We start from the raw sequence: 14560 nt of genomic DNA, 5'->3' as shown, positions 1-14560 counted from the left end.
CCTTGCCAACTTTGATGGCAACGTAAAAAATAAATGTTTCACTTCTAAAATTTCAATGTCATGAAGAAAATGGAAAATTCTTTCGTAGTTTCTGGTTTTGTAGGTAAGGGATGAGAAGAATATGGAGGAACTTCTACCACGTAATTGGGCAAAATCTTATCAAACTTGTTCCGAATAGATACTATTAGTTCCGAATCAGCAACGAATAGCACCGATTCGGAACTAATTTACAAAATTTGCAACGTGGTTTACCGAAAGCTTACCCTTCAAAAAGTAAAGAAAGATATGAGAGAAGCATGGATAATGAGTTTGTTCAATAAAAAAAGAGCAGAAATGAGTTTGCAAAAAAATAAAGAATGTATTAATCGCATGCTTTTTCTTGGTAATCCTGGAACAGGTAAAACTACAGTAGCAAGGTTGGTAGGTAGGATTTATCATAAAATGGGATTCTTAAGTAAAGGACATACAGTGGAGACAAATAGAGCAAAATTAGTGGGAGAATACATTGGTATGACTGAAAAGAAGACATTAGAGGCAATAGAGATGAAGCAAGAGGGGGCGTACTATTCATTGATGAAGCTTATACGTTAATTAAATCAAAGGATAACGATACTAAAGACTTTGGGAAAGAAGTTATTAATACATTGTTACCTGTTTTATCAGAGTCAAATCCTGATATGATAATAATTATGGCAGGGTATCAAGATAAGATGACAGCAATGTTAAAAACAAACCCAGGATTAAAAGACAGATTTCCATTAACATTTACTTTTGAAGATTATACCAAAGATGAATTAATGGAAATAGCTTGCAGACTGCTTAAATCTGACAACTATCAAATGTCTAAAGAGGCATACGACCGTTTGTATGAACTTATTGAAAAAGCTGCGGCTAAAAGGAATGAGTACTTCAGCAATGGACGTTGGGTTCACAACCTAATTAATCAAGGCATTATTAAAAGCATGGCAAAAAGAGTGATGCAAAACAAACAAGCCAAAATTGACATAGAAACCTTAAGTAAAATTGAAGAGTCAGATATAATTGAAGCAGAGAATAATTATCTTGAATTAAAATGTTTAAGAAAATTATCATCGCAAGTTATTGGTTTTAGAGCATAAGCAATAAGTTTAAGCACTAAAAAACGATCAATTATAGTTATAAAACATCTACAATATCAGAGTTTTATAATCAAAAATGTCTTATCTTTGTAGATTATAAAGTAGTCTCCGTAAGAGAACTTCATATAATAATTCTATAAATTCAATAAAAGAGTTTATGGTAACGAACTTAAATTAAAAATATGAGCCACAACTTCATGTTTAATATTTATAAAGTATATGATATCGCGTTCAAATTAAACATATCACTATAAGATGATATAAAGGATACAGAAAACATGTTTTCATATTCTATGCAAATAGTTAAATATTCTTGTATTGGCTTTAATCTTTGTAACACTAATATGGATTCAGATAATTACAAAAAATACGTAGAGGATATATTGTATAAAAAAAAAGATTCCCTTTTTAGTGGAGAGACTGTTGTAAGAAAAGCGATAGTCTCATATGGTATAAAAGGAACTTTTCTTCTTTTACAGTTAACCTCTGATTATTGTTATTTATATGAGTGTGAAACTGATGATGTAAGTTCAAAGTTTCGCATTAAAAGTTATGACATATATCATCATAAATTAAGCAAAATATTTTGCGAAAAGTTTGATAAAAAGAAATTTGATAAATTTAGTTTGGCATATTTCAAGCAGGATGGTAGATATGTATATGATGAGTATTACAGTCAGCTTTCAGTAGAATTAACTGAACATAATAAAGCATTACAACAAGCCTTGTGTGAATTGCCGAGAAGTTGGAAATGCTCACCGTTGTATATAGATGGTGACTATAGTGAAATTCCGTCTGTTGTTTATGCTTTACAACGAAATACAACAGAGATAATTTCAATGAAGCTAGACAAACCATTGTTAGAGGATAATACCAGAGTACTTAAATGCTGGTTTCCTGAGGTTGTAAAAGAACAAATTAGAACTGATAATCATATTACATTCTTAGATTGTTTAAAAGAGCCTCAAACCGTATTTGTACCTTTGGATGACAATAGTCTTGATTCTTTTTTTTATAACGAAATTAAATGGCGAGATATATTGCCTAACTTCGAAAAGGACTGTGAAATAGCAGGTATTGAATGTAAGACTATAATGTTGAAAACGAAAGTTGATGGATTTCAGAATGTATTTTGCCGAGTAACAGATATACAAGGTAATAATAAATTTGTATTAATTTATAATGCCCTAAATATAAAAGTAGCTTCTAAAAATGAGTTGCTAGTGCAAAAACATGAGAGAAAAATAAATTTGCGCACTGAGTCAACGAGCAATGTACAAACAAATGTTACAAATAGGATAAAAGAAAAAATAACCACAGCATCTAGATTAAACGAGAACAGGAACAATGAAAATATTGTTTCTATAAAAATTAATCAGACAGGGTATAATTTTACTGATTTATTTAGTCCTAGTTTAAAAGGAGCGAAGAGGGTGATATTAGAAGAACCTCATTTGTCTGAATGGTATCAGCAAGATAATTTAGAAATATTTCTGAAAGTGATAGCACGGTTAGGTACGTGTAAAACGTTCGTTTTAAAAACTCGTACTATAGAGTTAGACTGTAGAGATAAGAGTTTAGATGAGAAGGTCAAAATTCGTAACATGTTCGATAAAAAAATGAAGTTCTTATGCGATAACCTACGTCAGCAAAGAATAAAGTTCATCAAATATGAAATTACTAATCCCAAAAAGTGTCATGACCGTAACATATATGCGGACTCAGGTTGCTGGACTCAGTTGGGATATGGACTTCATTTCCTAAAGGTACCTAGTAAAAGTGAACAGTGGATAGGAGGAACACAGCAAGAGGACTTACCTGCAATAGTTGATACAACTATTACTTATCATTTCAACTTTGATTTTGATGGACATTTTCCCAACTATCCTGAACTACAAAATATTTAAACTATTATGATAGATTTAGAACAAATGATGAACTCCGTATCTCTTACGGAGTGCAAAAAAGAGATAGAAAAACAGTTTGCTTCTGTGGCTAAACACGATAATAAGATGAAAAGGGCTGTACTTTTATGCCTTTTCGGTGAAGTAATCATAAGTGAGATAGCTAAAGAAGATCCTGACATGTTTATTGAGGAACTAAGAGAGTATCTAAATAAGATTATTTCTGAAGAGAATACAGAGAATTACAGGAAGCTCATGTTGCATGTGAAAGAGAATGAAGAGATTGTAAGAAATATAGATACAATTTCCGACAATCTACGTGATATCAGCTCAAAAGTTGCAGGCTTAATGGCAGACTTTGATAATCAATTAACAGAAATCATACGGACAAGAGATAAACTATCTGTCGGTAAGTTATGAATGGTGAAATTCTGAATCTGTTAGACATAGAACGTCATGGTACACGTGCTCTTGGACCTGGTTTGCGATATGCAATCTGGACACAAGGATGTCCTTTTAACTGTCCCGGATGTGTTACACCTGAAGGTCGCCCCATTGTTGCTGCAAAAATTATCGATACAACGACACTCGCAAATGATATTATTGGAAACAAGAATATATCTGGGGTTACAATCAGTGGAGGTGAACCATTCTTACAGGCTGCTTCCATCGCAGTTTTATTAGAGAAGGTGCAGCTGTCACGACCAGAATTAAATGTGATAATATTTACCGGTTTCCGAAAAGAGGATTTGCAGTCAGAAGAAGCCTTATCTGTCTTGAAAATGACAGATTTACTTATTGATGGACAATATATAGAAAGTAAGAATGACGGCGTTGGCCTACGAGGATCATCGAACCAACGGCTACATTTCTTAACCAATCGTTTGCTTCCTTATAAAGAAGATTTGCAATCAGGAAAAAGGCAAATTGAACTAACATTAAATATAAACAGTACAGATGCCATTGGCATCCCTTTAAAACAAAATTTACTATGAGTAGAAAATACAAAATATCAAGTGTGCGTCAGGCTGACGATGCAATTAATGACCTAAACGACAATATTGTCAAAGCGCTTAGATGTATAGATAGAGAATTTGACAGAGTTCGTAAGGATGCTGAAATAACAGCACAACGTAAATCACGTGAGGAAGCCGAACGAGCTAAAGTAGAAATGCAAAATAAACTTAATGCATCTATAAGAGGGGTTAACGCCCGTATAAACCAAGTGGATGAAGAGCAAAGACAAAGGCTTCATAAGGTAGCTAATGAAATTTATGATACTGTTATAGAAGTTAATAAAAACCTACATAACGAAATTAGCATGACCAAACAGGAGCTGAGAAATGATATGCGTTCACTTGAACAACGAACAAATGAGCGTATTCAACAAGTTAACCGTCATATAAACAGTTTGGCAAACCATGTTGAAAAGCGATTTGAGGAACAGCAATCTCAACTTAACAATCATGCGAAGAAACTTGATAACCTAACTGACACAGTAAATGCCATCTTAGCTCAAATGGCAGATGAAAAACAAAAACGTAAAGAAGCTGTCAGTTTGGCTTCCGGTGTCAAACAAGCTGCTTATGGACGTATCGACATTGATCGATTCAATCCTCTGAAATCGCAAGAAATAAATAGAAGAATGGCTGCGTTAGAAGCGAACCCAGACGATGAAGGTACTGTGGCAAGAGCATCCGAAGTTATTCTTCAGATACAGATGGCTGAAGAAGAAGCAATGCGTAACAAGATAGTATATGATGCCATACATGCAGAAGCAACAGCGATGTTAGAGAAGGTATTGGAAGAGGTAAATAAGAACCGCGAAGTGGTTATAACATATCCAGACTCACCTCAAGATGTAGCAAAAATAGAAACAGATTTCTGGAATCGAGGTGAATATAGTAAATTAAAATCAAAACTTGATACACTTAAAGCCGAATTACGTCAGCAGCCATCACTTGAACGTATCAAGGAGATTATGGGAGAGGTAGCAAAGGGCGAGGTTATACTCTCAGATATGCTGGATAAAGCGGCAAGAAGTGCTATCTTAAGTGAGAACCGCGTTACAATTACAGAAGATATTGTAACTGCTCTAATATCTCAGGGATGGCAGGTTGAGCGGATGCCTGACGGACGCGATGCAGTGAACTATCTTGGTGGAGAAGATCGCGACAATGATTGGCGTGAAGGAGTGTTTGCCATTCTGAACAGTATGAACGGAGAGAGAATTTCAATTCTTGTTCGTCCAGATGAAAGTGATGAAAATAACGAAATAGTGTTTCATCGCAATGATAACCGCAGCATAACAGATCTGGAATATATCCGTTCACTTGAACGAATAAAAGAGCAAATATCAAAGAGTGGATTTAAACTTGGTCCTACTACAACTCCAGCAGATGGAGGAGATACCGAAATACCAGAGATGACTGATGCTCGCCAGATGGGAAAACGCGGATCTGCAAAGAAAATTAATCAGAGAGTAAGAAAGAGATAAAAACAAAGTGCAATGAAAGTTAAACGTATTCAAAACTTCAATCTACCACATCGTCCTTTATTTTCGGGTATTTACGGACCTGGAGTAAAGGATGACTATGTTGGTGCAGACCTGAAACGTTACGGAATATGGGAGATGCTTTTTCTAACATTCCGCAGTCAAGGTTATAATGTGGTGTTTTACAGTCAGGACCCAGGGCGTAATTTCTTTAGCTTTCGTAAAGATGACTTGGTCGAATTGTTTGGCTTACGTCGAAGCACTTCAGCGCAGGCAGAGAACGGAAGGTACACTGCAAATATATCAAGCCCATTTGCAGGACGCCGCCGAAGGAATGCACCAAGCTCTGCTTTGCCTTCTGATGATCCTGAAACATATAGTCAGATTCAAGAAAGGCATGAAGGAACAAACCGTGCCTTTTATCGTATAGCTAACAGTGTTGATCCATTTACTACCATATCTCATTATATTTCGGAACATCCTGAAAGAAAAATGGTATTTATTTTCAATTCTGCTGCTACTGATGTTTATGACCATCCTGAAAGTATTCTACCACAGCTGAATAATTTAAAAACAACATTCAATAGTACAAATAGCCAAGCTCATATTATATCACTTTATGATGTAGAGACTTTCGATACTCTTTTTTGTGATGATGCGAGAGAATTATTCAGAGGAACATTTTTTAAAGATACTCTTACCGGTGTCAATCCAACGGCAGGAAAAGGCAATCAATTATATTACATAGCAGGTCCAGGACGTGATGAATATCGCAATCTTCTAAACCGCAGGAGATTGTTAGATGGATATTCTGAGCTTATGGATGGACAAGGTATAGAGGAAAAGGCAGTACGACTTAGCCAGGATGTTACCAGAAAGAATAGAAAAGACGATATGGCTTATGTCGGTGAAGTAGAGATGCTGAGTTATTATGTAAAGATGCCTTTGGATAAACTTAAAGAAACGATAGAAAAAATGAGCAAAGAGCGTTCTATAGACAGGTTACGTAGTATGGCTGGAACAGAAAAGCTTGTTGAACAAATAGAGGCATATATTGAGACACTTAAAGATTCTCGTACCAACCTGTCAGGAGCTCGTTTCAGACCACATCTTGTCTTTAGCGGAAATCCTGGTACAGGTAAGACAACGGTAGCGCGATTGCTTGCTGACATTTTAAGAGAAGAAGGATTGCTTGAGCGAGGTCATTTGATAGAAGCCACTGTAGGTGACCTTGAAGGCGAATATGTTGGCCAAACTCGTATAAAAACACAAGCTTTATGTGACCGGGCACGTGGTGGAGTACTATTCATAGATGAAGCATACGGTCTAATTAGCGGAGGACACGGAAATCATGTTGATTACGGCAAAGAAGCTATTGAGGTTTTAATACAATTCATGGAAAATAATGCGGACTCACTTGTAATTCTCGCAGGGTATAAGTCTGACATGGAAAACCTAATCAAAAATGGAAATCAAGGTTTCATGGGGCGATTCAATGGAAAAGAATCCTTCATTGACTTTAAAGATTATAATGAGAATGAACTGTATATGATATTCCAACGACAAATAAAAGGCTATGAAACTACAAATGATTTCGATGACAGTATTCGTCGTATAATATCTTATATGTTTGTGCATAGAAACGCGAGATGGAGCAATGCAAGAGAGATGGAAAAACTTTCCAATACAATATTGGGCATACACCGTCGTAAAGGGAAACAGAAGATATTGCATGTAGACGACATACCAAAAGATAAGATGCGTCTTATAAGCGATAAGATTGACCATAATAAGATACTTACGGAAATAAATTCCTTAATAGGTTTAGACGAGGTTAAGGAAAACCTGAGTGATCTCCTTCTTTCTACTCTTGGTCGAAGAATAGAGGCACAGAGACTTGGTGAAATAGATATGGAGAAACCAAATCTGAATTTCGTTTTTGAGGGTAATCCAGGAACTGGAAAAACGACAGTGGCCAAGCACATGGCCAAAATCCTTTATGAGCTTGGACTGATTGATGATATAACTCCTGCAGAAATAGATTCAGCAGCATTGGTAAATTCCGGAGTTGGAGATACGCCCAAAGCTGTTGAACAGATGTTTAAAGACCATAGTGGAAAGGTAATATTCATTGATGAAGCATATAGTTTAGGTACGCATGGTACTGATGCAATAGATGCAATAACAAAATGTCTTACTGATAAGCGCTTCGAAGGTAATCAGGCACTCATTCTTGCCGGTTATACAGATGATATGGAACGTTTAATGAGTATGAATGATGGAATGCGTCGTCGTTTCAAGAATATATGGCACTTTGCAGACTATTCAAATGAAGAACTGTGGGAAATTATGATGCGAACAGCAAGATCAAAAGGATTCTCATTTGATCCGGAAGACGAATGCAGAATGTTAGCATTTGAGTATTTCGATACAGAACGGACAAGAGGTAGTCAGTTTGGAAATGCAGGTCTTGCTGTAGGATTCTTTGATACACTGCGTAGAGCATATGAGCGTAAAGTTGTATCTGGAGCGTCAGGACGAATACTGCGACCTGAATACTTTCCAGGATATAAAGGGAAGTCTTCATCGGTCATTGATTGCAGAACAGATGCTGTACAGCAGGCTCATTTAGCAAGCCGTAATATTGCAACGACAGCTAACCATAATGTAAGAGGGATTTCGCTTAATGATAATATTGAAAATGCAGTTTCAGATGTATCCCATTTTACCAATGCAGTTGGATTAGTAACCGGATCAAAAGGAATGGGTACAGGTTTTTTTATATCTTTGAACGAGCGTCTTGTACTAACGGCCAGTCATGTCATTGAAGGAAACTCCGACATATTATTTATTATGGATCGCGGTACAACTGCTATGGGTGCAAAAGTATTGTGGAATAATCCTAAAATCGATATGGCTATATTGAAATGTGAATCGATACCATCAGATGCACGCTATTTTAAGATAGACTCTGACATCAATGTCAATCCTAAAGTGTTGGAACGAATTCTTCACTGTGGATTTTTGAAAGGAACAAACGTTTCAACTAACTTTTCAACATATGAAGGAGTGATAAGCAATTACGATCCAAGAAAACAAATAGCTGAGCGGTGTTTTGATGCTATAATATCTGGTATAGAGGCAACTAATGGATGCTCTGGAGGCCCTGTTATGAGAGCTACAGATTTTACAGTGATAGGAGTGCTGCAAGGTGGTTTCAGCGAGGCACCTGCACGTATAATAAGCGATATACATCAGTTATACAAACAAGAGACATTAAAAATAGAATAATAATTAAAATTTTCACACAATAAAATGTCTGCCCTTGAATATCAAATTGTTATAGCATATTCAAGAGCAGACTTAATATATCTCCACATTTTTAAGACATATCTAACACTAACAAAGAAACTGTAAATTACAATTTTTGAGATTAACTTCGTGAACATCTAAAAATTAGACATCTTCACCCTTAAAAGATAAAAATGCGCCAACCCCAAATCCTATACACATAACTACAAGTCCTAGGCTATACAAAATAGCCTCATACCAAGGATGTTCCTTTAAAACATTTGGTATAGTTATAATTGAAGTAATTAAAAAGAGAAGAGAAGCTATAGAATAACCTATTCCTTTAAAAATATGCCAGTTAACAGAAAACCAATCTATAATTCTTTTGAAAAAGGTTCTTTCAGATTTTTCTTTTAATTGTTTGTATTTATCATATTCGGATTTAGTTACCAAACAATAGAAACTTGCATTATAAATTTTCCAATTATCAAGCAATGAAAGTTTATTACCACATTTGCCACAAAAATTAGCGCTGTCTGGATTATCAGAGAATCCGCAGTTATAACATTTTTTTGCCATATATATTAACTCTTAAACAATAATTGAATACCTATAATAAAAACACATTATCATTAAGTCATAAATATGATTAATTCTTAAAGAGATAACGCTTCGTTCCACATATTGGACAAAAATCAAATATGTCAGATGTGAATTTATGACCACATGTCGTACAAAATATTGCCCTTTGACTAGTTTTAGAAACTGACATGTTTGTATCAAGCAAAGAGTAAAATTGAGGAGATAATATAGTAGATTCAGAAACAAAATTAAAAAGTGAAGGAACTTTAGATAGGTCACCCTGTATTGACTCTAAGGCCTTTAATAAGATTGATAGATGTTGGAATTTATGAGCTAAAGAATTTGCTTTTTTCCAGCCGAATGAGGCTTTAAGGTTATTTAGTCGTTCATTACCATTCAATCCACTTAAATCACTTGGAACAAATAAAAGATTTGAATCATCAAAATACTGAGTAACTGAAGGATCAAAATATATGACCCACAGAGAAACAGCAATGATTAATTGAGAGAAATTATCATCATCAATGGATGCTAAAATTGGGCGTTTTGAAAATGTCCTCTCCGGATGTTGAAATGACGGAGCTCCTCCTGTTGTTTGAAAGAATTTCCTTCCCATTTCTTTAACATAAACAGAATCATAATCAACTAACCTTATCTCTCGGTTTGAAGTAATAATAATATTTACACAAGAAAGATCCCCATGTGATATTCCATTTTCTCTTAACTCATAGCACATATAATAAAAATCTCTTATAAATGTGAGCCTTTGGGTTACTGATAGAGAAGACCAGTCATCACTTAAAAATGAATCAAGTGTCTTTCCCTCAATCCAATCCATAACAATGCCTGGAAGAATATTTCCATCACACTTCATTCTTAAAGCAGATGGAATAAAGCGGAAATTAGAAAAATATCTTAACTTAGCTGATGAAAACCTTTTGTCAATAAGCTCATATCTTTTAATAGCATCAGGAATAATCTCTTTCCAAATTCTATAGCATATTTTATTGAAATCATTTTCTAGTTTATAGGCTTCACAAAAACGACCATGTGACTTGACTAGCTGTATCCTCCTTCCTCTACCTATTGATATAGTTCTATAAGACATCCGAACCTCGGCATCAAGGATATTTGAGGAATCCATCATACTTTCCATCACCTGATCTGAACCATAAGATAATTGCTTCATTTCTTAAATATTTTTTTAATTATATCAGATATAAAACATCCTGATTTTATGTCTGTACTAGTGGAAGAATCAATTTCCTTTGCATTTTCGAAAGTTGATTCGTTAATGTCACTTGAAGTAGTTTCATTAATGTCACTTGAAGTAGTTTCGTTAATGTCACTTGGAGTAGTTTCATTAATGTCACTTGAAGTAGTTTCATTAATGTCACTTATATTCCTATTTACTTCTACTTTAGAAACACAAAGTGCATGATCTTCTATTTCATCGCTATCTAATAATCGTTCTTTACTTAAATCTTTTTTCTCTTTAAGATGAATATTTTTAGAATCAACAGATTCTATTTGTATATCTAAAGAGGAAACAATATCATGATTATCTACATTGTCATCTGGTGAAACCATAGTTTCACCAGACTTTGAATCAAGCGATATGATTATATCATTATCTACAATATTAGTATTTTCTTTCGTCGAGTTTATTATACAATCACAGGTATTTGGCGTCTTATCGATAGAAGACAATTTTATAATTATGACAGCTAAATCATCGTCCATCTCTCCATCTCTCCTACAGTTTTCAGCAAGATTATTAAAATCTTCTTTCGATTGTAGTTTCCATAATATTGATTCCGAATTAGGATTATCAGCTTGATGCTTTTGATACCATTTAGCCATACCATCAGTCATCAAAGCTATATAACTAACATTTTCTATGGGAATCTCATTAATAAACCATTTACCTACTAAAGAACCATCACTAATAACAGCCTCAGTTGTATTTGTATAGTTTATTAAATCTGTGCCACACCCTGAGATATTGTCTGTCATAGAATTAAATTCTAGAATTTTCCCATCAGTTGTAGAGATAAAAAGAGTGCTATCTCCAATTATGACAAATTTAACCTTCCCTTTATTAAGATCAATATGAATACCACAAAATGTAGAAGCTCCGTATTTCCATCTCTCATAATTATATTGCTCATGACGAAGTATCCTGCCTGAAATAGATGCCAAATGTTCATTTATTTGTTTTAACCAAATTTCATGGATTTGTGGTAACAGAATTTCCGCAGAGAAAGAATCCCATGTGTCAAAATAGGATGGGTCTATTGATGAAAATAATTCACAAAGAGCTTGTGCAACAAACTCTGGATGAAAAGAATTTGATACACCATCAGCAACGGCAAAGAGGAGCTTTTCCGAATTTAATGCTAACGCATCTTGCCTTCCATCCTCTTCGCCATCTTTTCCTAAAAGGAATGTTTTAAAATAAAGAGCCATTAATCTATTGGTATTTCTTTTCGACTATCAACATTTGGAATTCCAGAAATAGTAGAGCCAAAGACAACAAGCCTTGCTAACACACGCATATCACTTATATTTGAAACCATAAATCTACTACCTGTAGTAGCTGGTAAATTTTGACGTTGAGCACTTAGTACAAAAGTTGATGTCATTTCGGAAGATGCATCAAATAAGAATCCTTTTCGCTGATCAGAAGGACGTGCCGCAGGGAACATCATACCCTCTTCTTTCCCAGCTATTCCATCTATGTGAATATTAAATAGTAAAACATTGCCATCAGGAACGGAAATAGATCTTAAAGCATTAGCTGCCGACAATGCTTTATCCCTTGATTGTTGCTCTGTTAATCCTTTTTCTTCAGGGTAACCATCAGTAATATTGATAACTATTGGAGCTGGGACTAATATATTTTTTGCATTTTGCTTTGCTATCCATTTATTGATTTCGTCTGCTGCTTTCTCATATGCAATAGACATATGAGTTAAACCTTGCGGTTTCCCTTCCTTTTCAATATTAATAAATTGTTCATCAACATGTTCATCAAGCCATTTGTTTATATCATCTACCCCCCCAGAGAACAAATCATAAGTATATTGATTATACCCTATCACTTTAAGATAATAACGTTCCTTATACTCGCCTTTATCTTGGCAACTTGCAGTAAGGCAATCTACAACATGCCAGACAACATTACTTACTCTACGAATTTTATCATCCCATGCCATAGAGCCAGATAAATCAACAAGATAGATTAATAAACCAGGGTGCTTTGACCCCCAAGCTAATTCATATGCCATATTATTATTTAATTTAAGTTTTATATTTGTGAAATATTTAAACGTATTCTATCATCCAAAATAAAATTATCACTTTGGCGAGCGTAAACACCACTTTGAATCAATCTTCCATTTTGAAAAATATCAACGCCACTAAACGACTCTAGAATTAATCCTTTTGTAGATGTTCTTATAATAAAATGAACTGGTTTAAAAATAAAACCACGTACCTGAAATTTTATTTGATGATGCATATCTTTATCAGGATTAGAGCCATACGAGTTAACACCTTCGTAAACCGGAAGCATATAACGTATGTCATTACGAATATCCTCTAACAGAACTATCCCTTTTAAAGGATTCCTAGATACTGTAGAAATATCTGATAATTCCGCTTTAACATTTTTAAGTTCAGAAGACAACAATTGCACCTCATTTTCTTTCTGATTCAACAAAGATTGCAGACTAGATATATCAAGTTGTAACTTGCGTTCATTTGATAAACTATTACAGCGTATATCTTCATTAGCTTTCTCAAGAGAAGCAACTTGTAATTCTAATGTTTTTTTTTCCTTTAAAACTATATCTTTTTCTCTTTTGAGTTGTTTATTCTGTTCCCTACAGGATTCTATATCCTGATTAAGACTGGATATTAATTCGTTTGATTCCTTATTATCATCAAGCAACTTCTTAATAACGGATATGCGTGTTGACTCCATTTGTCTTATTGGTTCTGGGACCACTTCAGGAAATACAATCCTTATATATCCACATTTATTACACAATCCATTATGTAGTTCGTTTCCACAAGATGGACAATCGTTATTTCTCCTTTTATCCATTTTTATCTAATTTATAGATTTTTTGCTGGTAATATTTTTTAAAATGTATTTTCAAATTTTTATTATCAACAGATTGTATTTGAGAAAAGTTTATGAAATTCAGTAGCTTTAAAGAAAAGTTCTTAGTTTTTTCTATGAATATTACTGACTCCAAAAACTTGGTTAAAGTTAACCAAATCCTTCCAATTATGCAAGAATATTTTGGAAATTCTATGAATCTTGCTCGCATAAAGTTTATGGCTTTTATACTTTATGCACTTTGTTTGGTTCAGACAGTGAGCCTTCACAAACTGGCTTTTGCGATGCCTACACTGGTTGAGCGTGATTCCAATCTGCATCACATTCAGAGGTTTTTCTCCAACTGTTCCTTGACTCTCGACATGGTGGCAAGGTTGATTTTCTTGCTTCTTCCAGTAAAGGATGGTTTGGTCATGAGTATGGACCGCACCAACTGGAATTTTGGTGAGTTTAACATCAATATATTCACCCTCGACGTAACCTACAAAGGTATTGCCTTTTCATTCTTGTTCAGTCTTTTGGATAAGCAAGGGAATTCCAATTGGGAGAAACGTAAAGTTATATTGGAATGATTCATCCAACTTTTAGGATAAGACCGCATCGACTTCTTGTAACCGTTTGAGAGTTTATCGGTAAAGAGTGGATTGTCTGGCCAACATTAATCAGATTCGATATTCATCTGTATCCGGCAGAACATTTGGTTTTTTGGCTCTCCATGGGAGAGAAAGTCAGAATATGCTGTTTTTTATTCCCTCAAAGTCAGATAGGAGAAGTTCTACTACAAACTCTTTGTACACAAGAGGGGGTATGACTACCTTACTTGTTGTCTAATCAAGAACTCAGACGGATACCAGAGCTTCAGATTCAAATCTGTATCAACCAACCTGAAGATGAAAAATTAGCGACGTAAAAAATGAGATGACACCTTCTGTTTTTATAAAACGGCTTTCTACAGGTAAAGTCACGACTTCGTTGTAGTGACAGTCTTCATTTAGAACGTCCAGCAGGATGGTTTCTTTTCGGTCTATGCCATCAAGGAAAG

The 14560-nt window shown here is 34.7% G+C and carries 11 protein-coding genes and 2 pseudogenes; 8 read left to right on the top strand and 5 right to left on the bottom strand.

Features of this window, described 5'->3' with window-relative positions; translation table 11 throughout:
* Positions 1–285 precede the first annotated feature (285 nt).
* The 7 genes and pseudogenes from H6A27_RS15190 to H6A27_RS13195 all read left to right on the top strand — a co-directional run.
* Positions 286–662: pseudogene (locus H6A27_RS15190) on the top strand (AAA family ATPase); the annotation flags it as partial.
* Positions 663–689: 27 nt separating this feature from the next.
* Positions 690–1118 carry a hypothetical protein gene (locus H6A27_RS15185; RefSeq protein WP_239469686.1) on the top strand — a complete coding sequence of 143 codons (429 nt, stop codon included), beginning with the start codon at positions 690–692 and terminating at the stop codon, positions 1116–1118.
* Between the two features lie 344 nt (positions 1119–1462).
* Positions 1463–3025 carry an MIT C-terminal domain-containing protein gene (locus H6A27_RS13215; protein WP_204509019.1) on the top strand — a complete coding sequence of 521 codons (1563 nt, stop codon included), beginning with the start codon at positions 1463–1465 and terminating at the stop codon, positions 3023–3025.
* A gap of 6 nt (positions 3026–3031) precedes the next feature.
* Positions 3032–3442 carry a hypothetical protein gene (locus H6A27_RS13210; protein WP_204509018.1) on the top strand — a complete coding sequence of 137 codons (411 nt, stop codon included), beginning with the start codon at positions 3032–3034 and terminating at the stop codon, positions 3440–3442.
* Positions 3439–4017 carry a 4Fe-4S single cluster domain-containing protein gene (locus H6A27_RS13205; RefSeq protein WP_204509017.1) on the top strand — a complete coding sequence of 193 codons (579 nt, stop codon included), beginning with the start codon at positions 3439–3441 and terminating at the stop codon, positions 4015–4017. The genes H6A27_RS13210 and H6A27_RS13205 overlap by 4 nt, the downstream gene beginning before the upstream one ends.
* On the top strand, positions 4014–5519 hold the full coding sequence (locus H6A27_RS13200; protein WP_204509016.1) for a coiled-coil domain-containing protein: 1506 nt from the start codon (positions 4014–4016) through the stop codon (positions 5517–5519). Before H6A27_RS13205 ends, H6A27_RS13200 begins: the two co-directional genes overlap by 4 nt.
* Before the next feature lie 12 nt (positions 5520–5531).
* On the top strand, positions 5532–8807 hold the full coding sequence (locus H6A27_RS13195) for an AAA family ATPase (protein WP_204509015.1): 3276 nt from the start codon (positions 5532–5534) through the stop codon (positions 8805–8807).
* 165 nt (positions 8808–8972) lie between these two features.
* Here H6A27_RS13195 and H6A27_RS13190 read toward each other — a convergent pair whose 3' ends face one another.
* The 5 genes from H6A27_RS13190 to H6A27_RS13170 all read right to left on the bottom strand — a co-directional run bounded on the left by H6A27_RS13190 (position 8973) and on the right by H6A27_RS13170 (position 13500).
* Positions 8973–9386, bottom strand: coding sequence for a zinc ribbon domain-containing protein (locus H6A27_RS13190; protein WP_204509014.1), 414 nt, complete (start codon positions 9384–9386; stop codon positions 8973–8975).
* Positions 9387–9456: 70 nt separating this feature from the next.
* Positions 9457–10578 carry a protein kinase gene (locus H6A27_RS13185; RefSeq protein WP_204509013.1) on the bottom strand — a complete coding sequence of 374 codons (1122 nt, stop codon included), beginning with the start codon at positions 10576–10578 and terminating at the stop codon, positions 9457–9459.
* Positions 10575–11858: a protein phosphatase 2C domain-containing protein gene (locus H6A27_RS13180; protein ID WP_204509012.1), complete on the bottom strand. Its 1284-nt coding sequence runs from the start codon at positions 11856–11858 to the stop codon at positions 10575–10577. The genes H6A27_RS13185 and H6A27_RS13180 overlap by 4 nt, the downstream gene beginning before the upstream one ends.
* Entirely contained in the window at positions 11858–12679 is an 822-nt protein-coding gene (locus tag H6A27_RS13175) for a vWA domain-containing protein (RefSeq protein ID WP_204509011.1), read from the bottom strand. Before H6A27_RS13175 ends, H6A27_RS13180 begins: the two co-directional genes overlap by 1 nt.
* Positions 12680–12699: 20 nt before the next feature.
* The gene (locus H6A27_RS13170) at positions 12700–13500 is read right to left on the bottom strand and encodes a hypothetical protein (RefSeq protein WP_204509010.1); all 801 of its coding nucleotides are present in this window, start codon (positions 13498–13500) and stop codon (positions 12700–12702) included.
* Positions 13501–13634: 134 nt separating this feature from the next.
* On the opposite strand from H6A27_RS13170, the pseudogene H6A27_RS15180 reads away from it, so the two are divergent.
* Positions 13635–14407 (top strand): annotated as a pseudogene (locus H6A27_RS15180) (transposase family protein); the annotation flags it as partial.
* Positions 14408–14560: the final 153 nt, after the last annotated feature.

The sequence above is a fragment of the Bacteroides caecigallinarum genome (assembly GCF_016902295.1).
Lineage (GTDB): Bacteria > Bacteroidota > Bacteroidia > Bacteroidales > Bacteroidaceae > Phocaeicola > Phocaeicola caecigallinarum_A.
This window is presented reverse-complemented; position numbering and strand designations above follow the sequence as displayed.

What these genes read in the sequence shown, in the direction of transcription:
- H6A27_RS13185 (WP_204509013.1), bottom strand. Translation starts at nt 10,578, where the DNA reads ATGAAGCAATTATCTTATGGTTCAGATCAGGTGATGGAAAGTATGATG.
- H6A27_RS13205 (WP_204509017.1), top strand. Translation starts at nt 3,439, where the DNA reads ATGAATGGTGAAATTCTGAATCTGTTAGACATAGAACGTCATGGTACA.
- H6A27_RS13190 (WP_204509014.1), bottom strand. Translation starts at nt 9,386, where the DNA reads ATGGCAAAAAAATGTTATAACTGCGGATTCTCTGATAATCCAGACAGC.
- H6A27_RS13175 (WP_204509011.1), bottom strand. Translation starts at nt 12,679, where the DNA reads ATGGCATATGAATTAGCTTGGGGGTCAAAGCACCCTGGTTTATTAATC.
- H6A27_RS13195 (WP_204509015.1), top strand. Translation starts at nt 5,532, where the DNA reads ATGAAAGTTAAACGTATTCAAAACTTCAATCTACCACATCGTCCTTTA.
- H6A27_RS13180 (WP_204509012.1), bottom strand. Translation starts at nt 11,858, where the DNA reads ATGGCTCTTTATTTTAAAACATTCCTTTTAGGAAAAGATGGCGAAGAG.
- H6A27_RS13200 (WP_204509016.1), top strand. Translation starts at nt 4,014, where the DNA reads ATGAGTAGAAAATACAAAATATCAAGTGTGCGTCAGGCTGACGATGCA.
- H6A27_RS13215 (WP_204509019.1), top strand. Translation starts at nt 1,463, where the DNA reads ATGGATTCAGATAATTACAAAAAATACGTAGAGGATATATTGTATAAA.
- H6A27_RS15185 (WP_239469686.1), top strand. Translation starts at nt 690, where the DNA reads ATGGCAGGGTATCAAGATAAGATGACAGCAATGTTAAAAACAAACCCA.
- H6A27_RS13210 (WP_204509018.1), top strand. Translation starts at nt 3,032, where the DNA reads ATGATAGATTTAGAACAAATGATGAACTCCGTATCTCTTACGGAGTGC.
- H6A27_RS13170 (WP_204509010.1), bottom strand. Translation starts at nt 13,500, where the DNA reads ATGGATAAAAGGAGAAATAACGATTGTCCATCTTGTGGAAACGAACTA.